A 24,354-nucleotide genomic window follows, 5' to 3' on the forward strand; every position below is an offset into this window, starting at 1 on the left:
AGGATGATTTCCTTGGGTGGATTAGCAGCCACGCAGGCCAATCTGAACCGACCACCCACAAGCTTTGCTGATTTTTTCCAAGTAAGGCTGTAGCGTCAGGCCAATCTGAAGTGGGCTGACCATCGAGTACTGTTGGTAAGGCTCTTCTCCCCGCTCCCAGTGTCCCATGAAGTAATCGATATGCTCCCCAGGTGCGCCCAGTGCACTGAGTTTGCTTCGCAAATAGTGCCGGTCTATGTTGCCGGGCAGTTCGGTCGGGTTGAACTCTGCAAGCGTGCTGGGGGAAACATTGCGCACGCGTAGCTGCGGGCTCAGAAAAAACAGAAAAGGCATAGCTTGGTCTGTACCATCCCAACGGGTATCCGCGTTGCGATAGCGCTGACAAAGCCCTCGGATCTCGCTTTGCAGACTGGGCTTGCTGGTCAGCTTGGTTGCGAGACTGAGCAGATGTTCGACGTATGCATGCATCTGCTCTACGAAGTTGAGCGGCAGGCAGACCACTCTCGAGTGTCGATAATGGTCATCGTCTTTATCACTGATGACCAGCAAGCCGGTCTGCTGATCGAGCTCGCGTGGGTCGTGAAGTGGGTCACGTACCGCTCGGTAGCCGGAACAGAAACCCAGCCAGTGCGCGATGTACGCAGCCAAAGCATTGTGGATACCAATCCAGGTGGTAAGCGATGGCGATTGACGTTGTTGTGACCGGATGATTAGCTTGAGATGACTGCACAGTTCGCGGACAAATGTGTCTGACACCGCCAACGAGCTGCCGACAGCGGGTGCCAGAGGGTGGGGGAGGGACTCAATAGAGGGCAGGTGTGGGGCGGTACCGTCACGAACGGTCGAGATGATCCAAGCGTGCGCGCGCTGGAAAATCGCGGCCAGGTAGGCTACATCGGTACACTGGTAATGTGCAGCAACGACGGCATGCCCTGTTTCTTGCTTAGTGAGCAGGTAAACAAAAACCTGGTCACCCGTGCTTTGAAAAATAGCCTGGCGCATGATGTGAGACAGGCGAGCGTCCGTCCAGCGCGTTGCGTGCTGACCATTGATATGCGCGAGATAAGCTTTGATGCCGGCTGCAAAATCGGTAGTGCAGTGCTCAAAAGGACGGCGATGCGTCTTGCGTTTTTTTGTCAGCTTCCAGTTGTGAAAGTAGTTTTGCAGGATTGAAGTGGCTGCTTTGGGCAGACTTACCAGAATGCTACTTTCTGTTGACGTTGGCCGCCCGGACAGTTCCGGGCTCTGTATCAGTGCCTGGTCAATCGGATTAATACCCCGTTTTCGTGAAGGTGAGCTGATGGGGATTAGCAGCGTGGCTGTATCTTCAATGAAGATCAGCGAGTTTTGATCCCTAAAGGCATAGTCTTCGGGGTTTGAAACGATACGTAGAGATAGTAGGTCATCAAGTGCACGGCCGGTCCAGAGTCGCAGAAGAAGGATGGCTCGCAGAGCTGGCATTTCATCTTGCGGAACCGTTTTGAGGTCAGGCTGTGGCTCGTTGCTCAACTGGCGTACCAGCCGCTCAATCTCATAAGCGGTAGGGGTGCCCCAGCTATCTGGTAGTGCTTGTGCGGCCTGGATGATGCCGTGCAGCAGCCCACGGCTTCGTAGTCGACTGAGGCGGGCTTCATTCTGTGCCAAACGTGGCGCGCCTGGGTCATTTAAAGCGACTGCTGATTGCGTTGTGCACTCTTCCGGTGAGAGCCCGAGCCTCATCAGTTCTCGGCAGCTGGCTTCGTCCGGGCGGCTGATAAAGGTCGTGATGACACGAACCGGGTTGGCCGACTGGTCTGTGGTGCCTGTTTCGCTCGCCCAGTCGGGGTCTTCCTGCGCCGGTATTTTGCGGATTTCACCGATCTTATCCAGCTCCAGTTCATAACGTTTTCGTTGGCTTTCTCGCTTTTCGCTATACGCGCGAAAAAGACCGCGGATTTGGTCGCCCCATTCTTGGCTAGCTTTATCAGCGTTAGCATTTGTCAGCGCTTCAAGTGCTGCTTGGCATGCCTTTAGCGTTGTCTCGGCCCGTAGATCGGGGATTGGAAATACTGGCCGCTTGTTGGGGGTTGCAAGATCCCGGATCTTGCGCATGCCTGTATCAATGCAACCTGTAGGCTGCTTCACTTCACCAGATGCAATCTGCTGGCGATAGCCAGCGGCAGCGCCCAACGCAATGAAATGCAGATAGCGAATCACAGTGATCTCGTTTTCCGGGTAGCCCGGTTCGCTTGCAACGAGAGACGCATATTCTGGGTAGTCACCGATAAGACCATCGGGTCGAACTTTCTTCCGTGCATTCAGGTGCTGCAGCTCTGAAGACAATTTGGTAGGTAAGGATGCTTGAAGTATCTCCAGGATAGATTTCCAAGAGGCGATTTGTGCTTCATCCAGAGCGAACTCAGGGAGGAGGGGGGAATGCTGACCAACTTCGAACAGTTCCACCAAGTTATCGATGACAGAGCGCAGCTGCTGCAGATTGGGTGGTGCATTGATCCAGTCCAGTAATGGCCGGAGTGCATCGGGTTCGATAACCACGAGTTGGCACAATGCGCCAAGGCTGTCGTCTTCGAAACGGGAGTCAGTTTTCGCCATGGTGTACCGACTCCTCATTATTCACGTCCGCTACCGCAGAGGAGAGTGTCTGTCTCAACCGGGCTATTTTGCTGGCGGTGACAGGTTGTTTTTTACCGACATACTCGCTTATTTTTAGCAAGTGCCGGAGTTCTGTTTGTCGTGGCAACTGCTTTCGGTAAATATCAGGAAGGTGTTTTCGTATGTATTTACAGAAGTTATAGACTTGCACATTACTGCTTTTGTTACCATGGCTCCATTTTAATAGTGATAACAAGATATCGCTGATCGATATTTCCAGTGCTTCTGCCTCGCTAATTCCGTAGTATTCAGTGGCAGTAATTTCCTTTAGGCAAGCAGATTTCGCAATATTAAAGGATCGAAAGCCCGCAAGCAGCTCCGGCTTTCCTTGCGAGGTAGGGTGCCAAATTTTTATATCTGAGAAATATGGCTGGGAAAGTAATGTAGGGTCAATCCAGTCCGTGATTGGTGTCGAAAAGCTAATATTCTCAAAAGAGCTCCAGACTATATTGATTAGTGGATGTTTCGGAGTGCGAATTGCTTCAAGTAAATATATTTGTTGCTGAGTATTTGATGGCATGGAATTTTTCTCTTGCTAAATTTGGTTTGATCATGGTTTTTCCGTGAGAAATTAATCAGGGGCGCTGATTAAGAAAGTGTAAACCACATCACAATGCTAAATGCGATGGGGTTAATGACAGCTTTGATGAATAGACGTGATTAAATTGACGAGGATAGCGTCAAGGTGTGTTCACGCGGCATGAAAGCGTATGGGCTTGATTAAGCAGAAGTCAGAGAGCATACAAAGAGTACGCGATGGGTGGATGAACTGCGTTGAAGTGTCTCGCTGACGGGGCAGGAGATGAGCTGCATGCTGTTAAGGGGGCAGATCTCTCTGCGGCATGCGGCTCAGTTTAGTTAAAGCGGTCGAAAGGCTGCAGTCCGGCAGCTCGGTGTAAAAATCGTATGGGATTGTTGATCAGTTGGCAATGTCCCTAGCGTTTGTTCCGTTCATGAAGCCACGGCTTAGTCTTCGGGTGTTGTATTTATACGCAATCAGACCTTCTCATGCTGAGCCAGATCTCCAAGGTTGTGTCCTGTTGTGCAGGTGGGTGATGGCTCATGAAGTGCCCGCGACGTCCCGTCGGATCACATGACTTTGCTGGGCTGAAATGTCTGATGTGTTTGTTATTGGCAAACTATCCGCCATACAGATGGCATCAGCCTGTGTTTTCCTGGCTGCAACGCGCTGGTTGCCAGATCATCATCGGCTCGCACGGCCGCAGCGGCCTCGGCCAGCTGCGGCTGGGCTCGGTGGCCACGGCGGTGGTGCCGCAGTCGGCCATCCCGGTCACGGTTGGGAAATAGGGTTATGAAGTAAGTTTTTTCCGGAAGCACCCAGACTGTGCTGTGCACGCCAACGGCTGTTCTCTCGTAGAGAACAGCCGTCTTTTTACGTGGGATGGGAGGACTTGATTGGTAGCAAATCTCGAATCGTCCAATAGGCGGAAAGGTCGTGCTCTTGTGTGCGGGCTCTATTGGAGAGTGAAATAAGTTACTTACAGACTTACAGCCTCGCCGCTGCGGAACGCCTGGGTGATGGCCAGGCCAATGCGGGTGGCTTCGCGCGCGTCGGCCAGCGTCACCGGCGACGGGCGGTTGTCGCGGATGGTGTCGACGAATACCTGCGCCTCGGTGACGAAGGCCTCGGCAAAGCGCTGGTAGAAGTCCTGCACGCACTCGTTGCGCACGCCGTGCGCGTCGCTGATCTCCACCCGGTTGGCGCGCGGGTTGGCGCCCACGCTGAGGCGGCCTTCGCTGGCGAAGATCTCGGTCAGCGTCTCGTGGCCGTGCGCCTGGGTGCGCGAGGCGTAGAAGCAGGCCAGCTGGCCGCCCTCGAACTCGCACATCGCCACGCCGTTGTCTACGTCCTGATGCTCGGCCAGTGCCGGGTGCAGCGCATTGGTGCCGGTGGCCCATACCCGTTTCGGTTGCGGGTTGCCCAGCAGCCAGCGCGCGAGATCGATGTCGTGGATGCTGCAGTCCATGAAGATGCCACCGCTGCTGGCGGAGAAGCGCACGAAGAAGCCGCTCTCGTCGTTGCGGTCGCAGGTCTGCGAGCGCAGCAGGTAGGGGCGGCCGACGCTGCCGGCGGCCAGCTTGGCGGCGGCGTCGCGGTAGCTGGCGTCGAAGCGGCGCACGAAGCCGATCATCACCTTCAGCTGCGGGTGGCGCGCGGCTTCTGCTTCCACTGCCAGGCAGTCTTCCACGTTCAGCGCCAGCGGCTTTTCGCAGAACACGTGCTTGCCGGCCTTCAGCGCGGCGATGATCTGCTCTGCGTGCAGCGAGGTGGGGGTGACCAGAAACACGGCGTCGACGTCCGGGGTGGCCAGCACCTCGGCGTAGTCGGCATACAGCGTCACGCCGGGCAGGGCGGTGGCGGCCCAGTCGCGTTCTTCCGCGACCGGGCTGCAGGCGGCAACGAGCTGTGCGCCGTGGGTTTGTTGCAGGTTGGCCGCATGGCGGCGGCCGAGACGGCCGAGGCCGACGATGGCGATACGTACTGTGCTCACGGGGAGGTCCTTAATTGGGCGCCAATCCTGCTTGCGATAAAACCGGGGCTGTCGTTCCTATCGTCCTTCAGCGGCGATGCAGGCCGCTGTCACGCGATAGTCCCGGGTTTGGCTGAGGGTGCAAGCAGGTTTGGCAATGATTTACAGGGCGATGACGCGGCCTTCCTGCCACGAGCGGGTGGCGGCGTCGGCCAGTTCCAGTGCCTTCACGCCGTCCTCTACCGTGGTGCGCGGCGTTTCGCCCTGGGTGATGACGCGGAAGAAGTGCGCCATCTCGCCGGCGTAGGCGGCCTGGTAGCGCTCCAGGAAGAAGTGTTCCGGCAGGTCGGTGGCCACCTGCTTGCTGCCAAAGGCGGTGACTTCGGTCGGGCGGTGGTTGCCGGCCTGCAACATGCCCAGGCTGCCCTGCACCTCGAAGCGCTGGTCGTAGCCGTAGGCGGCGCGGCGGGTGGTGTTGATCTGGCACAGGCGGCCGCTCTTGGTGCGCAGGGTCACCGCGGTGCAGTCGGCGTCGCCGGCATCGGCGATGGCCGGGTCGGTCAGCACGCTGGCGCTGGCGTGCACGCTTACCACTTCATCGGCCAGAATCCAGCGGCAGATGTCGAAGTCGTGAATCAGCATGTCCTTGAAGATGCCGCCGGAGCGCTTGATGTAGTCCACCGGCGGGGCACCCGGGTCGCGGCTGGTGACGATCAGCATTTCCGGGCTGCCGATCTCGCCGGCGTCGATGCGCGCCTTGACCGCGGCAAAGGTCGGGTCGTAGCGGCGCTGGAAGCCGATCAGGCACGGCACCTTGGCCGCAGCCACCGCGGCTGCGCAGTCGCGGGCGCGGGCCAGGTCGAGGTCGACCGGTTTTTCGCAGAAGATGGCCTTGCCGGCGGCGGCGGCGCGCAGGATCAGCTCGGCATGGGTGTCGGTGCTGCTGGCGATGATGACGGCGCCGACGCTGTTGTCGTTCAGTGCGGTGTCGGTGTCGGTGACGCTGGCGCCGTATTGTTCGGCCAGCGCGGCGGCGGACGGTGCGTGGGTGTCCACCACGTATTTCAGGCGCACGCCTTGGTGCGCAAACAGGTTGGCCGCGTGAATCTTGCCGATACGGCCAGCGCCGAACAGGGCTACGTCGATCATGGTGTTCTCCGTGTTGTAGGTTGGTCGCCTGCCTGTCGGACACACCGGCAGCGCTGGCGATCTGGTGGCGCCCGTGGCGGGCGACCTGTTGCCAACGCAGTATAAGATTAGAAATTAATTTCTCAAATACTATTTTGCTAGAAAATTTTTTGACGCACCAGCTTGTGCCATGCCTGCAACAGCGCGCCGGCTGCCGTCACCCTGACAGTGATCGTGCGGCAGTCGGCGGCTGTGTTCTTGCTTAGCGCGGGTAGAACGCCGGACGCGCACCCATGCTGATGGCTTCGACCTGACGCGTTTCCTGCGCCTTGACGCAGGCATCGGCGGCCACGGCGGCGGCGTAGCCGTCCCAGGCCGACGGGCCGGTCAGCGCGCCGTCGCGGATGCCGTTGATGAAGCCCTGCAGCTCCACGTCGTAGGCGTCGATGAAGCGCTGCTTCCAGTCGGTGAGGATGGTGGTGCCCAACCGCGCTTCGCTGCGTAGCAGCACGCTGGCCGGTTCCGGCAGGTTGGCAATGCCGGTTTCACCCACCACCGAGCACTGGATGTCGTAGCCGTACTGGCAGTTGACGAAGATTTCCACGTCGATGCGCACGCCACGGGTGGTTTCCAGCAGCACGATCTGCGGGTCGGCCAGGTGCGAGCTGGCGTGGCTGCTCTTGCGCGGGAACACCACCTGGGCGGACACGTAGTCGTCGTCCAGCAGCCAGCGCAGCACGTCCAGCTCGTGGATCAGGGTGTCGGTGATCGCCATCGGCGTGGTGTAGCTGTCGCCCACGCTCGGGTTGCGGTGTGCGCAGTGCAGCATCAGCGGCGCGCCGATGTGGCCGTTGGTAATCACGTCCTTCAGCGCGCGGTAGCCGGCGTCGTACGGGCGCATGAAGCCGACCTGCACCAGGCGCTTGCCGTGGGCGATTTCGGCGTCCACGATGCGGCGGCAACCTTCGGCGGTTACCGCCAGCGGCTTCTCGCAGAACACCGGCTTTCCCTTGGCGATGGCGGCCAGCACGAACTCTTCGTGGGTCGGGCCCCAGGAGGTCACCAGCAGCGCCTGGACTGCCGGGTCGGCTACCAGGGTGTGCGCATCGGTGTGCACGATGGCGTCCAGCTGGTAGCGCGCCACGGTGTCGCGCGCCTGTTGCGGGTTGATGTCGTTGACCGCCACCACGCGGGCGCCGGACAGCGCCTGGGTGATTCTGCGGATGTGGTCCTGGCCGATGGCACCGGTACCGATAACGCCGATTTGCAATGTCATGATCTGTTCTCTCTATGTAGTGGCTGTTGTTGCTGTCGGGCTCAGGTTGGCCGCATGGCTTGCGGCCAACCTGGTGCGGCTTGCGGTTCAGGTCAGCGAGTGGCGGATGTAGTCCATGCTGCTGCGCAGCAGGGTTTCGCTGTCGGATGCCTCCATGATTTCGGCGGCAAACGGCTCGAACGACACCACGCCGTCGTAGCCGCGCTGCAGCAGGATGGCCAGCTGGCGCAGGTTGCCCAGGCGGTCGGCATCGCCGACCAGCACGCGGTGGCCGTCACGCATCTGGTTGTCGGCCAGCTCGGTCGATTCCACACCGGAGATGTGTACCAGGCCGGTCAGCTCGGGATAGAAGATGTCTTCGCCGGACAGGTGGTGGTGGAAGGTGTCGTGCACCAGCTGGTAGTGGCGCTCGCCGGCGGCGTCGAAAATCGCCTTCACCGCGTCGGACTTGCGGCGCAGTGAGCACTCCTCGAAGCCCAGCGGCTCCACCAGGCCGGTAATGCCGTGGTCGTCCAGAATCGGGCGCAGCTGCTTCAGCGCGCCGACCAGATCGCGGTAGCGCTCGCTGGCGCTGCGCTTGTCTTCCCAGCTGTTCAGCGGGCACATCACCAGCGCCTCGGCACCGCAGTCGCGGGCGTAGGCGGCCAGCTTCACCGCACGGGCCTGCAGGTCGGCATCGAACACGTCGAACGGGTACAGCGCGTTGATGGAACGGATGCGGATATTGGCGGCCTGCGCGGCGTCGCGGATGGCGGCCGGGTCGGTGCCGTCGCTGATTTCCACGCCGTTCAGATCGTTGCGGATCTCGATGGTGGCTACGCCCAGGCGCTGGCACATGGCCAGGTAGTCATGGAACGACAGGCGCGGTGCGCTGATGCGGTTGATGGCAAAGTCGATGCGGCTCATGGTTGATGTTTCCTTCTGGTTTTTGGGCAAAGCGGGGCCTGCCCCGTGGCGGCACGGGGAGGCTGAAATCAGTTCAGTGGTAAGGCTGGCTTAGCGCTGGTACTTGGTCAGGTAGCGCTGGATCTCTTGGCGCATGAAGCGCGACGATTCGTCGGCGCGTTCTTCCCAGGCGAACACGCAGGACGACAGCACGCCGTCGAAGCCGGTATCGGCCAGGGTGGCGAAGAACACGTCCCAGTCGATCTCGCCCTCGCCAATGTTCAGGTGCTGGTGCACGCGGATGTGGCTGGAGCCGGGCGGGTTGACGATGTAGCGCAGCTGCGAGCTGGCCTTGTGGTTGAAGGTATCGGCCACGCGTACATGCGCCAGTACCGGCGCTGAGGCGCGCAGCATGGCGGCCATGTCGTCACCGTAATAGAAGGTGTGCGGTGCGATGTAGGACAGCTTGACGTTGCTGGAGCCGAGCACCTGCACGATATCCAGCGCCGGCGCCAGCGTTTCCACCCAGTCTTCCGGATGCGGTTCCACCGACAGGGTGATGCCCTCGCGTTCGAAGATCGGCACCAGTTCTTCCATCGAACGCCACCAGGCGGCCTCGCACATCTCTTTGGTGTTGGCGCCGGCGCCCTGACCGACGGAGCGTTCCGGCGAGGCGCCACGACCGAACTCGGAAATCATCAGCTGGCAGCCCATTTCCACCGACACCTCGATGGCTTTCTTCCAGCATTTCATCGCCCACTGCCGCTCGTCCTCGAACGGGCTGGCCCAGCGGTACATCGGCTGCAGGGTGGCGAGGCCGACGCCATGGTCGCGCAGCGCGCGCTTGAACTCGGCGATGCGCTGCTTGTGAGCGCGCGGCATCACCCACCAGTCGAGGAAGTCGGCGCGCGGGGACAGCTCGATCTGGTCGTAGCCCAGCTCGGCGGTTTTCTGCACCAGCGCCGGCAGGCTGAGGTGGCGGTGCATATAGGGGTCGAGTGCAATTTTCATGATGATCTCCTCGGGTTTTTAGTGTTGGCTGCACCCTGTGTCGGGGGCTGGTGTTGGCTAAATCTAGAGGCCGTCAACGGAAATGGCAGTATTGTTGTTGACGATAAATCGTCAAAATGGGTGCTAGCCCGGATAAGCCGCAGGCGCATCCGCGGCCAGTTTGTCCGTAACATTGAAGAAAGGGTTGGCCGCATCCCGCCGCAAGCCATGCGGCCAACGTTGTATGACGCCATCACCAGCACCAAGGAAGCACGTATGGATAACCCTCCCCGCCGCAAGAAAAGCGCGCGTTTCGTCGAGATCGCCGCACTGGCCGGCGTCAGCGTCGCCACCGTGGACCGGGTGCTGAACGAGCGCGGCAGCGTGTCGGTGCGGGCGCGGGCGCAGGTGGTGGCGGCGGCGCGCCAGCTGGGCGTGCCGCGGTTGCTGCCGGACACCCGCCACGGGCTGGTTCATATCGACATCGTGCTGCCGGACAACCGCTCGCCGTTCTTCCAGCGCCTCAATCTGGCGCTGCAGCGCGGGGTGGCGATGCTGGACAAGCGGCTGGTGGTGCACCGGCTGTGGACGCCGGACCAGGACGAGGCGGCGCTGCTGCGTGCCATCACCCAGCGCCGCCACCAGCGCCAGGCGCTGATCGTGGCGGCGCCGGATACGCCGGCGGTGCGGGCCGCCTTGCAGCAGGCGCGCGCGCGCGGCGAGCACATTGCCATGGTGGTGACGCGGGTGGACGAGGTGCCGGACGCGGCTTACGTCGGCATCGACAACTACGCCGCCGGCCGCACCGCCGGCTATCTGCTGGGGCGGCTGTGCCGCAAGGTTGGCCGCATCCTGCTGCTCTCCAGCCGCCGCGACTACCGCGGCCACCTCGAACGCAGCCGTGGCTGCCGCGAGGTGCTGGCGGCGCAGTTTCCGGAGCTGGAGTGCGATGCCCATAGCAGTGAAACCCACGACGACCCGGACAAGTGCTACTGGGCGGTGAGCCAGGCCTTCCAGCGCGGCGACGTGATTGCCGGCATCTACAATACCGGTGCCGGCTCGCCTGGCATCGAGGCGGCGCTGCGCCGCTTTGCGCTGGACAAGGTGTGCTGGGTGACGCACGAGATTTCCGACGACCACCGCCTGTACATGCAGCAGGGGCTGCTGGACGTGGTGATCGACCAGGACCCGGACACGCAGGCGATCCGCGCGCTGCAGCATGTGCTGGCGGCGCTGGAGATGGCGCCGGCGGATGCCTCCGTCTCGCTGGCCGGTGAGTTCCGGCTGTATCTGCCGGAGAACATGGGGCAGCAGCCGTATCTGGGTTGATGGCCGGCGGCGGGCGCTGGCGTGATCGACGTTGCGAAATTAATTTCTATCAATTTAAAATTAAGAAAATATTTTGCAAAAAGGCGCCGTTCCTATATCGTGAGCAGGTAGCCGCACGCTGACGGCGGCGTAACGGCCCACGGCAGGCCGCATGGACAAGGAGACAAAGGTGAAGACAGTACGCTTGACGGTGGCCCAGGCGCTGGTGCGCTATCTGGCCGCGCAGTATGTGGTGGCCGAAGACGGCACGCGCGAGCAGCTTTTTGGCGGGGTGTGGGCCATTTTCGGCCACGGCAACGTAGCGGGCCTCGGCGAGGCGCTGTACGCGATGCGCGATGCGCTGCCCACCTTCCGCGCCCACAACGAGCAGGGCATGGCGCTGGCTGCCGCTGCCTATGCCAAGGCGCACTTCCGCCGCCGCATGATGGCGGTGACCACCTCGATCGGCCCCGGCTGCAACAACCTGGTGACCGCCGCGGCCACCGCGCACGTCAACCGTCTGCCGATGCTGCTGTTGCCGGGCGACATCTTCATCACCCGCGCGCCGGACCCGGTGCTGCAGCAGGTGGAAGACTTCCACGACGGCGGTGTCTCCGCCGCCGACACCCTGCGCCCGGTGTCGCGCTACTTCGACCGCATCGTGGTGCCGGAACAGCTGCTGACCGCGCTGCCGCGCGCCATTGCCTACCTCACCGACCCGGCGCTGTGCGGCCCGGTGACGCTGGCGCTGCCGCAGGACGTGCAGGCGCTGGCGCATGACTGGCCGGAAAGCTTCTTTAACGAACGCACCATCCGCTTCCGCCAGCCGCCGGCCGAGGCCGCCGAAGTGGCGGAACTGGCCGCGATCCTGAAAAACGCCAAGCGGCCGCTGATCGTCACCGGCGGCGGCGTGCTGTACAGCCAGGGCGGCGTGGCCGCACTGCGCCAGTTTGCCGACAAGCACGGTATCCCGGTGGGCGAGACTCACGGCGGCAAGGGAGCGCTGGCGTGGGATCACCCGCTGCTGGCCGGCTCCATCGGCGTCACCGGCTCGCCGGCGGCCAACGCGCTGGCGCAGGACGCTGACGTGGTGCTGGCGGTCGGCACCCGGCTGCAGGATTTCACCACCGGCTCGCACACGCTGTACGCGCAGGCCAGACTGCTGTCGATCAACGTCAATACCTTCGACGCCATCAAGTGGGGCGGCTGCAGCATCCAGGCTGACGCCACGGCCGGCCTGACAGCACTGAGTGCCGAGCTTGGCGACTGGCACAGCGAGGCGGTGTGGGACACGCAGGCACGGCGGCTGTGCGATGCCTGGCGCCGCCAGGTGGCGGAAATCGTGGTCAGCCCGCGCGCGGCGCTGCCGACCTACGCCGAAGCCATCGGCGCGGTGCAGGCGTCGGCGGCCGATTCTGTCGCCAACGACATCGTGGTGTGTGCGGCGGGTACCTTGCCGGCCGAGCTGCACAAGCTGTGGCGGACCAGCCGCCCCGGTGGCTACCACATGGAATACGGCTATTCCTGCATGGGCTACGAAGTGGCCGGCGGCCTGGGCGCCAAGATGGCACAGCCCGAGCGCGAGGTGATCGTGATGGTGGGCGACGGCAGCTACATGATGCTCAACAACGAGCTGGCCACCTCGGTGATGCTGGGGCACAAGATCATCGTGGTGCTGCTGGACAACGCCGGCTACGCCTGCATCAACCGTCTGCAGCAGGCCTGCGGCGGCGCGCAGTTCAACAATATGTACGAGCACTGCCTGACCGGGCCGGACGGCGCGCCGAGCATCGATTTCGAGATGAACGCGCGCTCGCTGGGTGCGGCGGCGGAAACGGTGCGCACGGTGGCGGAGCTGGAAGCGGCGATGAAGCGCGCGCGCGCGTCGAGCAAGAGCTATCTGATCAGCCTGCAGGTGGACGGCCCGCAGTGCACGCCGGAAGGCGGCAGCTGGTGGCAGGTGGGCATTCCGCAGGTGTCGGAGCGCAGCGAGGTGAACGCGGCGCGTGAACGCTACGAGGAGGCGGTGCGGCAGCAGCGCGTCTGAGTGTGCGCTTGACCGTCAGCGGCTGACGGTACTCGTGTTCCGCTAAGTGGGCCGCCCAGTGATGGGCGGCCCGCTTGTTTTTTGCGGCCAAGCCTGGCGGCACAAGGTTGGCCGCAAGCGCTTGCCGTGGTGGTGTGCGCTTGCGGCAGTGGCGGGTGACTGGTCACCGTGAGACATCCGCTCCCTACGCACTGTCGTGGTGACCGGACGTGGCCGGGCGGGACGGTTTTCTGCTGCCGGGCACCGCTGTCGGCGGCCGCGCCGGCCGATGCCCGAGGCATGGTGTGGCAGCTTTGTAGAAATAAATTTCTACTTAAATTTTTATGTGAAATTTTATTTGCAATTGTCGGCAGCAACACTTATCTTAGCAATACGGATTTGCCGAAGACGCCGCTGCAGTTGCTCGTAACTGACACGGCACTCAACGGCCCGGTAGCAAATCAAAAAAACACAGGAGACACACCGATGAAACGTATTACCAAGCTTGCTGGTTCTGCTGTATTCGTTGCACTGGCCACCGCCGCCATGCCTGCCTCTGCCGCCAAGATTGGCGTCACCATGTCGGCCTTCGACGACAACTTCCTGACCGTGCTGCGCAACAGCATGAAGTCGCACGCCGGCAGCCAGAAGGACGTCAGCGTCCAGTTTGAAGATGCGCAGAACGACATCGGTCGTCAGATCTCCCAGGTACAGAACTTCATCGCCCAGCGCGTGGACGCCATCGTGGTCAATGTGGTGGATACGGAGGTGACCCCGAAAATCACCAAGATGGTGTCGGCTGCCGGCATCCCTCTGGTGTACGTGAACCGCCTGCCGGCCGACCGCGTGCTGCCGGCCAAGGTGGCGTTTGTCGGTTCCAACGAGGTGGAGTCCGGCACCCTGCAGATGAAAGAGGTGTGCCGCCAGATGAACGGCAAGGGCAACATCGTGGTGATGATGGGTGACCTGTCCAACCAGGCGGCGCGCATGCGCACCAAGGACGTGGAAGACGTGATTGCCACCCCGGCCTGCAAGGGCATCAAGATCGTGGAGAAGCAGACCGCGAAGTGGTCGCGCACCGAAGGCCGCGACCTGATGATGAACTGGCTCAGCGCCGGCGTGAAATTTGACGCAGTGGTGTCCAACAACGACGAAATGGCGCTGGGCGCGATCCAGGCGCTGAAAGCCGCCAAGCGCCTGAACGGCACCATCGTCGCCGGTGTGGATGCCACCCGCGACGCACTGACCGCGATGAAGTCCGGCGACCTGAAAGTGACCGTGTTCCAGAATGCCGCCGGCCAGGGCCGTGGCGCCATCGACACCGCGCTGAAGCTCGGCCGCGGCGAGAAAGTGCCGTCGATGAACTACATCCCGTTCGAGCTGGTGACCCCGGCCAACCTGAAGTCCTACGAAGCGCGTAACTGATTGTCTGTGTTGCCGCGGCGGGGGCAGGCGACCCGCTGCGGCGCTGCAAAGGAACACGAGTCATGTTGAGTTTAGCACCAGAGAAAGTTGTCGCCGCGGCTGCCGAGGCCGCCGCAACATCACAGCCGGAAGCGACCCTGCTGATCGAAGTGGAAGGTGTCCGCAAGACGTTTCCGGGTGTGGTGGCGCTGGACAATGCCTCCTTCCGCCTGCGTCCGGGCACCGTACATGCGCTGATGGGCGAAAACGGCGCCGGCAAATCCACGCTGATGAAAATCCTGGCCGGGGTGCACGAGCCGGACAAGGGCGTGTTCCGCCTGCGCGGCCGCGACATTGTGCTGAAGTCGCCGCTGGACGCGCTGGAACACGGCATCGCCATGATCCATCAGGAACTGAACCTGATGCCGTACATGAGCGTGGCGGAAAACATCTGGATCCGCCGCGAGCCGCTGAACCGTCTGGGCCTGGTCGATCATGGCCGCATGAACCAGATGACGCGCGAACTGCTGCGACAACTGTCCATCGATCTGGACCCGGAAAGCAACATCATCGACCTCAGTATCTCGGCGCGCCAGATGGTGGAGATCGCCAAGGCGGTGTCCTACGACTCCGATGTGCTGATCATGGACGAGCCGACCTCGGCGCTGACCGAGCACGAAGTGTCGCACCTGTTCCGCATCATTCGCGAGCTGCGCGCGGCGGGCAAGGGCATCATCTACATCACCCACAAGATGAACGAGCTGTCGGAGATCGCCGACGAAGTCACCGTATTTCGCGACGGCCGCTACATCGGCTGCATGCAGACCGAACGGCTGGAGCGGGACGAGATCATCCGCATGATGGTTGGCCGCGAGGTCACCGAGATGTTCCCCAAGGAGCCCGCCAAGATCGGCGAAGTGGCGCTGAAAGTGCAAGGTCTGACGCTGGACGGCGTGTTCAGCGACGTGAGCTTCGAGGTGCGCCAGGGCGAGATCCTCGGCGTGGCCGGCCTGATCGGCTCCGGCCGCAGTAATGTGGCGGAGACGCTGTTCGGCGTCACCCCGGCTAGCAGCGGCAGCATCACCGTATTCGGCAAGGAGGTATGTGTCGATTCGCCGCAGGTGGCGATGGCGCAGGGCATGGCCTTTCTCACGGAGGACCGCAAGGATACCGGCTGTTTCCTCAACCTCAGCATCCTCGAGAACATGCAGATCTCGGTGCTGAACGGCGAGCACCTCACCGCCGGTTTCGTGCATCAGAAGACGATAGACCAGCTGTGCGAAAGCATGTCCGCCACGTTGCGGGTGAAGGCGCCGGGGTTATACGAGCGGGTGGAAAACCTGTCCGGCGGTAACCAGCAGAAGGTGCTGATCGGCCGCTGGCTGCTGACCAACCCGCGCATCCTGATCCTGGATGAGCCAACCCGCGGCATCGACGTCGGTGCCAAGGCCGAGATCCACCGCCTGATCTCCAGGCTGGCAGGGCAGGGGGTGGCGGTGATCATGATCTCGTCCGAGTTGCCGGAAGTGCTGGGTATGAGCGACCGCATCATGGTGATGCATGGCGGCCGGGTGACCGGCATTCTGGACCGCAGCGAAGCGGACCAGGTCAGCATCATGCAACTGGCCGCCCGCTGAGCGCGTCCGGCGCTGGCGAGGGGCAACAGAAGTTACGCACTGCACACAGTGCCACAAGACAAACATGGAGGATGGAACGATGGCTATCGCGAATACCGGCACGATCGACAAGCTCGACAAAGGGCCGCTGAGCAAATTCAGGATCCCTGCCGAGGCACGGATTTTCATGGTGCTGCTCGGTGTGGCGCTGATTTTTGAAATTCTGGGCTGGTTCCTGGTTGGTCAAAGCTTTCTTGCCAACAAGGAACGCCTGCTGGTGATGATCCTGCAGGTGTCGGTGATCGGCATCATCGCCGTCGGCGTGACCCAGATCATCATTATGGGCGGTATCGACCTGTCGTCCGGCTCGGTGGTGGCGCTCACCGCCATGGTGTCGGCGAGTCTGGCGCAGACCTCTGAATTCGGACGCGCAGTGTTTCCGTCGCTGACTGACCTGCCGATGGTGGTGCCACTGCTATCCGGCCTGGTGGTGGGGCTGGCTTGTGGCCTGCTCAACGGTTTCGTGATTGCCAAGACCGCGATCCCGCCATTCATTGCCACCCTGGGGGTGATGGTGACCGCACGCGGCCTGGCCAAGTGGTACACCGAAGGCGAGCCGATCAGCATGCTGTCCGACAGCTACGCCGAAATCGGCAGCGGCATCACCCCGGTACTGATCTTCCTCGGTGTGGCGGCACTGTTCCATGTGATCCTCAGCTACACCCGCTATGGCAAGTACACCTACGCCATCGGCGCCAACCGCGCCGCGGCCCGGGTGTCCGGCATCAATGTCGCCCGCCATCTGGTGGTGGTGTACGCGGTAGCCGGTCTGCTGTCCGGTCTTGCCGGGGTGGTGACCTCCGCCCGCGCCGTATCTGGTCAGGCCGGTATGGGCATGATGTACGAGCTGGACGCGATTGCTGCTGCAGTGATCGGTGGTACCTCACTCAACGGCGGCCTCGGCAAGATCACCGGTACCGTGATCGGTGTACTGATTCTCGGGGTGGTGACCTCCGGCTTCACCTTCCTGCGCATCGATGCCTACTATCAGGAAATCGTCAAAGGGGTGATCATCGTGGTGGCGGTGGTGGCCGACCAGTATCGTCAGCGTCATCGTCGCAGCTAATTGCTTTACCAAGGTTGGCCGCCGTGCGGCCAACCTTGTACGCGGCCCGGGCTTCCCGGGCCTTTGTCATTGCTACACCCCGCCGCGGCGGGGTTTTTGCGGGTATGGGCACTTGGATCAGGCACGGGGAAACAAGGGGGTGGCGGCGGATGCGGTGTTGCTGCTGGTGACGTTGCTGGCGGCCAGCGGCTGGCTGTTTTCGAAGCAGGTATTGCTGCAACTGCCGCCGCTGCTGTTCATGGGACTGCGCTTCGGCACGGCCGGTCTGCTGCTGCTTGTGCTGAGCCGCTGGCGCGGCGCGGTGCTGCCGCGCCGGGCATTGCGGTCAACCTTGGGCTGTGGCCTGCTGTTCGGGGTATCGATGATGCTGTGGATCAAGGGGTTGCAGCACAGTAGCAACCTCGGAGTGGCGGCCTTCATCTGCAGCATGGGCGTGGTGCTGGCGCCATTCGCCAGCCGCCTGCTGCTAGGCACGCGCCTGAGCCCGGCCGCGTGGCTGTCGATGGCGCTGGCAGGCCTGGGCATGGCCTGCATGTCGCTGCGCGCCGGCGGCGGCCTGCACGCGTCGGACTGGCTGTTCCTGGCGTTCGCGCTGTGCTCCGCCGCCTATCTCAGCCTCAATAGCCACTTCATGGCACGGGTGCCGGCGCTGCCGGCTACCGCGCTGCAGCTCATGATGGTGGGGGCGATGTGTCTGCTGGGGAGTGTGCTGAGTGAGGCGTGGTCGTGGCAGGCGCTGCTGGCCAGCGGGTACTGGCTGCTGGCCAGCATCCTCTTGGCGACCTGCCTGCGCTTTTTGTTGCAGAACTGGGGGCAGGGCAAGATGCCGATCGCCCGAGCCGCCTTCATCCTGCTGCTGGAGCCGGTGTGGACGGCGCTGCTGGCCAGCTGGTGGTTCGGTTCGGTGATGACGGGGCTGCAGTGGCTAGGCGCCGGCCTGATCCTGGCCGCCATCCTGGTCAGTCGTCATAAGCCCCGGCGTCCTGCGTCTCTTCAATCACCAGTTCCAGCCGGTAAGACAGGGCAATGAACAGCGCCTGGCACAGGCTGATGGTGCTGCTCATCGAGCGGAAGGCGAAGGCGGTGCCTTCCTTGACCGTCAGCACGGTGCTGGCGTTGCGCGCCAGCGGGCTCATCTTGCTGTCGCTGATCACCAGCAGCTTGGCCTTGTTCTGTGCCGCCACGCGCGCGCAGTAGCGGGTCTCGCGGCCGTAGGGCTGGAAGCTGATCGCGATCATCAGGTCGTTTTCGCGGATGCTGCGCACCTGGTCGTGGTACATGCCGCCGAGGCCGGAGATCAGGTGCACCCGCTTCTGGGTGTGCTGCAGCGCGTAGCAGACGTAGGACGCGATCGGGAACATGCGGCGCACACCGACCACGTAGATGTTTTCCGCCTTGTACAGCAGCTCCACCGCGGCGTCGATCGCCGCCGGGTCCAGCGACTGGCTCAGCTCTTCCAACCCCTGCTGGCAGGCGGAGAGGAAGTTCTGCGTCAGCTCGGTATTGGACAGCGGCGTGTTCTGGCTGGCGATCACGGTGCGGATGCGCTTCTGGTAGTTGTTGACGTTGCTTTGCACTGGTGCGAACGAGTCGCGGAACAGCGCCTGCATGTCACTGAAACCGCTGAAGCCGAAACGTTGCGCAAAACGCACGATGGCGGATGGCTGCACCTCGCAGGCTTGGGCGATGTCGGTAATGCGCTCCAGCACCAGTGTGGTGCGGTGTTCCTCAATGTACTTGGCGATGACTTTTAGTTGCTTGCTGAGGCCTTCGTACTCTTCGGAAATGCGCTGCATGAGTTGATCGGCAGTGATTCCGTTGCTCATATGCTGTTTTGACCTTGTAGGTTGACCGCTACATCTTAAAACGAAAGCTGGTGTTTTGAAAAAAATATTTCAGAAATAAATTTCTAGTAGAAAATAAATACGAAAAAAAAGTTGCATTCATGTCGGGGCAGGATTAATCTTGTTGCAAGACAGTAGCCAACGGCGACACCCCTGCGCAGACGCCGGAGCCGGTGCCACTGACCTTCTGAAACCAACGGAATCGACACCATGCAAAACCAGACATCCTTTGCACCCGACCGTAACCTCGACGTGATTTGCCTGGGGCGACTGGCAGTTGACCTGTACGCCCGCCAGCTGGGTGCACGTCTGGAGGATGCGAGCAGCTTTGCCAAATACCTTGGTGGTTCCTCTGCCAATATCGCCTTCGGTACCGCCCGTCTGGGGCTGAAGTCGGCGATGCTGTCGCGGGTCGGCGACGAGCAGATGGGGCGCTTCCTGCTGGAAACGCTGGAGAAGGAAGGCTGTGACATCAGCCAGGTGAAGATCGACGCGCAGCGGCTGACCGGCGTGGTGCTGCTCGGCATCAAGGACCGCGACACCTTTCCGTTGTTGTTCTACCGCGAGAACTGCGCCGACATGGCGCTGTGCGAAGACGATATCGACGAAGCCTTCATCGCCAGCAGCAAGAGTCTGCTGATCACCGGCACCCACCTGTCCACCGAGAAGGTCAACGCCGCCAGCCGCAAGGCGCTCGGCTTTGCCCGTGCTCACAATGTGCGCACCGTGCTGGACATCGACTACCGTCCGGTGCTGTGGGGCCTGACCGGCCGCGGCGACGGCGAGCAGCGTTTCATTGCCGATGATGCCGTCAGCGCCCACCTGCAATCGGTGCTGCCGCTGTTCGACCTGATCGTGGGTACCGAAGAAGAATTCCTGATCGCCGGCGGCAAGCCGGCGCTGCTGGACTGCCTGCAAGTGGTGCGCCAGCTGGCGCCGCAGGCGGTGCTGGTGGTCAAGCGCGGCCCGCTGGGCTGCGCGGTGATCGACGGCGACATCCCGGCCGACATCGACGACGCCTTCACCATCAGCGGTGCGCAGGTGGAAGTGATGAACGTGCTGGGCGCCGGCGACGCCTTCCTGTCCGGCTTCCTGTCGGCGTGGCTGCGCGGCGAGGACTACGCCAGCTGCTGCCGTCGTGCCAACGCCTGCGGTGCGCTGGTGGTGTCGCGTCACGGCTGCTCGGTGGCGATGCCGACCCCGGCAGAGCTAGATTATTTCCTGGGCCTGCCGGTGACGCCGCTGCGTCCGGCAGAAGACCCGACCCTAGCCCGGCTGCACCGCGTCAGCGTCAAGCGCAAGCAGTGGGACAACCTGTGCGTGTTCGCCTTTGACCACCGCAACCAGTTCTTCGAGCTGGCACGGCAGAACGGCGTGCCGGAGAGCCGCATCTCGCAGCTGAAAACGCTGCTGGTGCAGGCGGTGGCGCAGACCGAGGCCGCCAGCGGCCTGCAGGGGCGCACCGGCATCCTGGTCGACGACCGCTACGGCGAGGACGCGATGTACGCCGCCACCGGCCGCGGCTGGTGGATCGGCCGCCCGATCGAGCTGCCCGGCTCCAACCCGCTGGAATTCGACCACGGCCGCGCGCTGGCGGCACGGCTGGAAATCTGGCCGCAGGAACACATCATCAAGTGCCTGGTGCAGTACCACCCGGACGACGAAGTCGGCAACCGTCTGGAGCAGGAGGCACAGGTGCGCGCCGTGTACCAGATGGCGCAGCTCAGCGGCCACGAGCTGCTGCTGGAAGTGATTCCGTCCCGGAAGCTGCCGCAACAGCCGGACACCGTGCTGCGCGCGCTGAAGCGCTTCTACAACCTCGGCATCTACCCGGAATGGTGGAAGCTGGAGTCGATGAGCGCCGAGCAGTGGCAGGACATCGACAACCTGCTGGAGCAGCGCGATCCGTACTGCCGCGGCGTGGTGCTGCTGGGCCTGAACGCGCCGGTGGGCGAGTTGCGCAAGGGCTTCGAGCAGGCGCGAAACAGCCGCAGCTGCCGTGGCTTCATGGTTGGCCGCACCCTGTTCCAGGAACCGTCGCAGCGCTGGCTGGCCGGCGAGATCGACGATGCCGGCCTGATCGCTGCCGCCCGTCACAACTTTGAAACCCTGATCGATATCTGGCAGGCGCAACGGCGCCAGGCCCAGCAGTAAAGTACGCCACCACGGCAGCCAACGACAACAGCAAGCAAAGACACGGACAACACTATGACTTCCACTTTCAAGGTAAAGATCGGCATCAACCCGATTTCCTGGTGCAACGATGACCTGCCGTCGCTGGGCGGTGAAACCACGCTGGATACCATCCTGCGCGAAGGCAGCGAGATCGGTTATCAGGGCTTCGAGCTGGGCAACAAGTTTCCGCGTACCGCGGCGGAACTGAAGGCGGTGCTGGCACCGTACGGCGTGGAATGCGTGTCCGGCTGGTACTCCGGCTATCTGGCCGAGCGCTCCGCCGAGGAAGAAATCGCCGCGGTGGAAGGCCATCTGAGTCTGCTGGTGGAAAGCGGCTGCCAGGTGATGGTGTACGGCGAGGTGGGTGGCTCCATCCAGGGCCAGATCGGTACCGCGCTGTACAAGCGGCCAACCTTTACCAGCGAGGAAGCGTGGCAGCAGTACGCCGCCAAGCTGAACACCTTTGCCGCCCACCTGGCGTCGCGCGGCATCAAGCTGGCCTACCACCACCACATGGGTGCGTTCGTGGAAACGCCGGCCGACGTGGACAAGCTGATGTTGCTGACCAGTCCGGACGTGGGCCTGCTGTTCGATACCGGCCACATGTACTTTGCCGGTGGCGATCCGCTGACCGAGCTGAACAAGCACATCGACCGCGTGGTGCACGTGCACTGCAAGGACGTGCGCGCCGAAGTGCTGCGCCGCGCCCGCAACGGCAGCTGGAGCTTCCTGCAGTCGGTGCTCAACGGCGCCTTTACCGTGCCGGGTGACGGCGACATCCAGTTCGGGCCGATCCTGGCGCGTCTGGCGCAGCATGGCTACCAAGGCTGGCTGGTGGTGGAGGCGGAGCAGGACCCGACCATCGCGCCGAGCTATGAATACGCGCAAAAAGGCTTCAACACCCTGTCCGGGCTGGTTGCCGGCCTGTCCTGAGGAGAGAAGGCATGAATTTGCTGGTTAAGGCAGACCAGGCAGGCAAGCCGCTGGTGGAGGTGACTCCTGCGTCGGCAGGCTGGACCCATGTCGGTTTTCGCGCCGTCAGGTTGGCCGCGCAGGAGTGCGAAGTGTGGCAGCAGCCGGGCCGCGAGTGCTGTGTGGTGATTCTGGCCGGCAAGGCCAGCGTCAAGGTGGGCGAGCAGCAGTGGACGCACCTGGGCGAGCGCCACAGCGTGTTCGACGACATGGCGCCGTACGCGGTGTACGCGCCGCCGGGCGTGGCGGTGGAAGTGACCGCCGAGAGCGCTGCCGAAGTGGCGTTCTGCTCGGCGCCGTCCGCCGGCAACCATCCTGCACGGCTGATCACCCCGGACAGCATGCAGCGCAGCGTGCGCGGCAAGGACGCCAATACCCGCTACGTCACCGACATCCTGCCGCAGACCGCGCCGGCCGACGGCCTCTTGGTGGTGGAAGTGCGTACCCCGTCCGGCCACTCTTCCAGCTACCCGCCGCACAAGCACGACCGCGACGCGCTGCCGGAAGAAAGCGTGCTGGAAGAAACCTACTATCACCGGCTGAATCCGGCGCAGGGCTTTGCCTTCCAGCGCGTGTACACCGACGACCGCCGCATCGACCAGTCGATGGCGGTGGAAGACCACGACGTGGTGATGGTGCCGGAAGGCTACCACCCGGTGACCGTGCCCTACGGCTACGAGTCCTACTACCTCAACGTGATGGCCGGGCCGAAGCGCGAATGGTGCTTCAAGAACGATCCGGCCCACGAGTGGATCATCGCCAAGCCGTAAACCGAACCCCCACGACCCAGAACAGACCACAGGCAGACCCGCGCGCGGGCTGCCGGGGCAGACTTTTGCCCGCCAGCACAGGACAAACGACATGAACCGCATCCTCAGCCACTTCATCAACGGCCAGCAAACCGCCGGTCACAGCAGCCGCACCAGCACGGTGTACAACCCGGCCACCGGTCAGGCGCAAGCCGACGTGCTGCTGGCCGACAACGCCGATGTCAACGCCGCCGTCGCCGCCGCCAAGGCTGCCTTCCCGGCCTGGGCCGATACCTCGCCGCTGCGCCGCTCCCGCGTGATGTTCAAGTTCAAGGAATTGCTGGAAGCGCGCCAGCACGAGCTGGCCGCCATCATCTCCAGCGAGCACGGCAAGGTGCACTCCGATGCGCTGGGCGAAGTCGCCCGCGGCCTAGAGGTGGTGGAATTCGCCTGCGGTATCCCGCAGCTGCTGAAGGGCGAGTACACCGAACAGGTTGGCCGCGGCATTGATGCCTGGAGCATGCGCCAGCCGCTGGGCGTGGTTGCCGGCATCACCCCGTTCAACTTCCCGGCCATGGTGCCGATGTGGATGTTCCCGGTGGCGCTGGCCTGCGGCAACTGCTTCATCCTGAAGCCGTCCGAGCGTGATCCGTCGGCAGCACTGCTGATTGCCGAGCTGCTGAAAGAAGCCGGCTTGCCGGACGGCGTGTTCGGCGTGCTGCAGGGCGACAAGCTGGCGGTGGACGGGCTGCTGACCCACCCGGACGTGGCGGCGGTGAGCTTCGTCGGCTCCACCCCGATCGCGCAGTACATCTACGAAACCGGCGCCCGCCACGGCAAGCGCGTGCAGGCACTGGGCGGCGCCAAGAACCACATGGTGGTGATGCCGGACGCCGATCTGGAACAGACCGTGGACGCGCTGATGGGCGCCGCCTACGGCTCCGCCGGCGAGCGCTGCATGGCGATCTCGGTGGCGGTAGCGGTGGGCAATGTCGCCGACGCGCTGGTGGAAAAACTGGCGACCCGTCTCAAGACGCTGAAAGTCGGCCCAGGCAACGATCCGCAGTCGGAAATGGGTCCGCTGGTGACACGCACCCATCTCGACAAGGTCAGCGGCTATATCGCCCGCGGTGTGGAAGAGGGCGCCAAGCTGGTGGTTGATGGCCGCGGCCTGAGCGTGCCAGGCTGCGAGGACGGTTTCTTCCTTGGCGGCTGCCTGTTCGACAACGTCACCACCGACATGGTCGTCTACCAGGAAGAAATCTTCGGGCCGGTGCTGTGCGTGGTGCGCGTCGACAGCTTCAACGAGGCGGTGCAGATGATCAACAACCACGCCTTCGGCAACGGCACCGCCATCTTTACCCGCGACGGTGATTCGGCGCGCGAATTCGTGCACCGCATCCAGGTCGGCATGGTCGGCATCAACGTGCCGCTGCCGGTGCCGATGGCGTTCCACAGCTTCGGCGGCTGGAAAGCGTCGCTGTTCGGCGACCACCACATGCACGGTCCGGAAGGGGTGCGCTTCTATACCCGCATGAAGGCGGTCACCAGCCGCTGGCCAACCGGGATCCGCGCCGGCGCCGAATTCGCGATGCCCACGATGAAGTAAGACGGACGCAACTCTCCCAAGGCGTTTGTGTTTTTGCCACCCTGCGGGGTGGCTATTTTTTTAGCTGTAGTGCCGCTTGGGGCCGGCGGCAGGGGGCGGCAG

At 62.8% G+C, this 24,354-nt stretch carries 19 protein-coding genes; 11 read left to right on the forward strand and 8 right to left on the reverse strand.

All coding sequences use genetic code 11. From position 1 onward, the window contains the following. Positions 1–21: 21 nt before the first annotated feature. Both IE100_RS01470 and IE100_RS01475 read right to left on the reverse strand, forming a co-directional pair. Positions 22–2,592: a hypothetical protein gene (locus IE100_RS01470; RefSeq protein WP_189372346.1), complete on the reverse strand. Its 2,571-nt coding sequence runs from the start codon at positions 2,590–2,592 to the stop codon at positions 22–24. Beyond that, complete coding sequence (locus IE100_RS01475) at positions 2,579–3,172, reverse strand: hypothetical protein (protein ID WP_189372348.1); 594 nt, start codon at positions 3,170–3,172, stop codon at positions 2,579–2,581. Before IE100_RS01475 ends, IE100_RS01470 begins: the two co-directional genes overlap by 14 nt. A 647-nt stretch (positions 3,173–3,819) precedes the next feature. Here IE100_RS01475 and IE100_RS16385 point away from each other — a divergent pair. Next, positions 3,820–3,960, forward strand: coding sequence for a universal stress protein (locus tag IE100_RS16385; RefSeq protein ID WP_229800173.1), 141 nt, complete (start codon positions 3,820–3,822; stop codon positions 3,958–3,960). Positions 3,961–4,151: 191 nt separating this feature from the next. Here IE100_RS16385 and IE100_RS01485 read toward each other — a convergent pair whose 3' ends face one another. From IE100_RS01485 to IE100_RS01505, 5 genes are all read right to left on the reverse strand, one after another. Next, positions 4,152–5,165 (reverse strand): Gfo/Idh/MocA family oxidoreductase, encoded by a 1,014-nt coding sequence (locus tag IE100_RS01485; RefSeq protein WP_189372352.1) that lies wholly within the window; start codon positions 5,163–5,165, stop codon positions 4,152–4,154. Positions 5,166–5,306: 141 nt separating this feature from the next. Then, positions 5,307–6,293, reverse strand: coding sequence for an inositol 2-dehydrogenase (gene iolG, locus IE100_RS01490; protein ID WP_189372354.1), 987 nt, complete (start codon positions 6,291–6,293; stop codon positions 5,307–5,309). Positions 6,294–6,534: 241 nt separating this feature from the next. Continuing rightward, a complete protein-coding gene (gene iolG / locus IE100_RS01495) occupies positions 6,535–7,548 on the reverse strand; it encodes a bifunctional inositol 2-dehydrogenase/D-chiro-inositol 1-dehydrogenase (RefSeq protein WP_189372355.1) in 1,014 nt (337 codons plus the stop codon). 87 nt (positions 7,549–7,635) lie between these two features. After that, positions 7,636–8,454, reverse strand: a complete 819-nt coding sequence (locus IE100_RS01500) for a TIM barrel protein (RefSeq protein ID WP_189372357.1) — start codon at positions 8,452–8,454, stop codon at positions 7,636–7,638. Positions 8,455–8,544: 90 nt separating this feature from the next. Next, positions 8,545–9,444 carry a sugar phosphate isomerase/epimerase family protein gene (locus tag IE100_RS01505; RefSeq protein ID WP_189372359.1) on the reverse strand — a complete coding sequence of 300 codons (900 nt, stop codon included), beginning with the start codon at positions 9,442–9,444 and terminating at the stop codon, positions 8,545–8,547. 255 nt (positions 9,445–9,699) lie between these two features. Between IE100_RS01505 and IE100_RS01510 the strand changes: the two genes are divergently transcribed. The 6 genes from IE100_RS01510 (at position 9,700) to IE100_RS01535 (ending at position 17,933) form a co-directional block, all read left to right on the forward strand. Then, positions 9,700–10,752: a LacI family DNA-binding transcriptional regulator gene (locus IE100_RS01510; RefSeq protein ID WP_189372360.1), complete on the forward strand. Its 1,053-nt coding sequence runs from the start codon at positions 9,700–9,702 to the stop codon at positions 10,750–10,752. A gap of 169 nt (positions 10,753–10,921) precedes the next feature. After that, positions 10,922–12,778 carry a 3D-(3,5/4)-trihydroxycyclohexane-1,2-dione acylhydrolase (decyclizing) gene (iolD, locus tag IE100_RS01515; RefSeq protein WP_229800174.1) on the forward strand — a complete coding sequence of 619 codons (1,857 nt, stop codon included), beginning with the start codon at positions 10,922–10,924 and terminating at the stop codon, positions 12,776–12,778. Between the two features lie 465 nt (positions 12,779–13,243). Then, positions 13,244–14,182 (forward strand): sugar ABC transporter substrate-binding protein, encoded by a 939-nt coding sequence (locus IE100_RS01520; RefSeq protein ID WP_189372363.1) that lies wholly within the window; start codon positions 13,244–13,246, stop codon positions 14,180–14,182. A gap of 62 nt (positions 14,183–14,244) precedes the next feature. Continuing rightward, the gene (locus IE100_RS01525) at positions 14,245–15,798 is read left to right on the forward strand and encodes a sugar ABC transporter ATP-binding protein (RefSeq protein ID WP_189372365.1); all 1,554 of its coding nucleotides are present in this window, start codon (positions 14,245–14,247) and stop codon (positions 15,796–15,798) included. A 79-nt stretch (positions 15,799–15,877) separates the two neighbouring features. Beyond that, positions 15,878–16,903, forward strand: coding sequence for an ABC transporter permease (locus tag IE100_RS01530; protein ID WP_189372367.1), 1,026 nt, complete (start codon positions 15,878–15,880; stop codon positions 16,901–16,903). Positions 16,904–17,015: 112 nt separating this feature from the next. Continuing rightward, positions 17,016–17,933: a DMT family transporter gene (locus tag IE100_RS01535; RefSeq protein WP_189372369.1), complete on the forward strand. Its 918-nt coding sequence runs from the start codon at positions 17,016–17,018 to the stop codon at positions 17,931–17,933. Here IE100_RS01535 and IE100_RS01540 read toward each other — a convergent pair. Further along, a complete protein-coding gene (locus IE100_RS01540; RefSeq protein WP_229800175.1) occupies positions 17,863–18,699 on the reverse strand; it encodes a MurR/RpiR family transcriptional regulator in 837 nt (278 codons plus the stop codon). The genes IE100_RS01535 and IE100_RS01540 overlap by 71 nt on opposite strands. Before the next feature lie 258 nt (positions 18,700–18,957). On the opposite strand from IE100_RS01540, the gene IE100_RS01545 reads away from it, so the two are divergent. The 4 genes from IE100_RS01545 to IE100_RS01560 all read left to right on the forward strand — a co-directional run bounded on the left by IE100_RS01545 (position 18,958) and on the right by IE100_RS01560 (position 24,252). Next, positions 18,958–20,901 (forward strand): bifunctional 5-dehydro-2-deoxygluconokinase/5-dehydro-2-deoxyphosphogluconate aldolase, encoded by a 1,944-nt coding sequence (locus tag IE100_RS01545; protein ID WP_189372373.1) that lies wholly within the window; start codon positions 18,958–18,960, stop codon positions 20,899–20,901. Positions 20,902–20,955: 54 nt separating this feature from the next. Next, positions 20,956–21,855 (forward strand): myo-inosose-2 dehydratase, encoded by a 900-nt coding sequence (iolE, locus tag IE100_RS01550; protein WP_189372375.1) that lies wholly within the window; start codon positions 20,956–20,958, stop codon positions 21,853–21,855. An 11-nt stretch (positions 21,856–21,866) separates the two neighbouring features. Continuing rightward, a complete protein-coding gene (gene iolB / locus IE100_RS01555; protein WP_189372376.1) occupies positions 21,867–22,664 on the forward strand; it encodes a 5-deoxy-glucuronate isomerase in 798 nt (265 codons plus the stop codon). Between the two features lie 91 nt (positions 22,665–22,755). Further along, positions 22,756–24,252, forward strand: a complete 1,497-nt coding sequence (locus IE100_RS01560; RefSeq protein WP_189372378.1) for a CoA-acylating methylmalonate-semialdehyde dehydrogenase — start codon at positions 22,756–22,758, stop codon at positions 24,250–24,252. The last annotated feature ends 102 nt before the right edge of the window (positions 24,253–24,354 follow it).

Source organism: Vogesella alkaliphila, assembly GCF_014652475.1.
Classification (GTDB): Bacteria; Pseudomonadota; Gammaproteobacteria; order Burkholderiales; family Chromobacteriaceae; genus Vogesella; species Vogesella alkaliphila.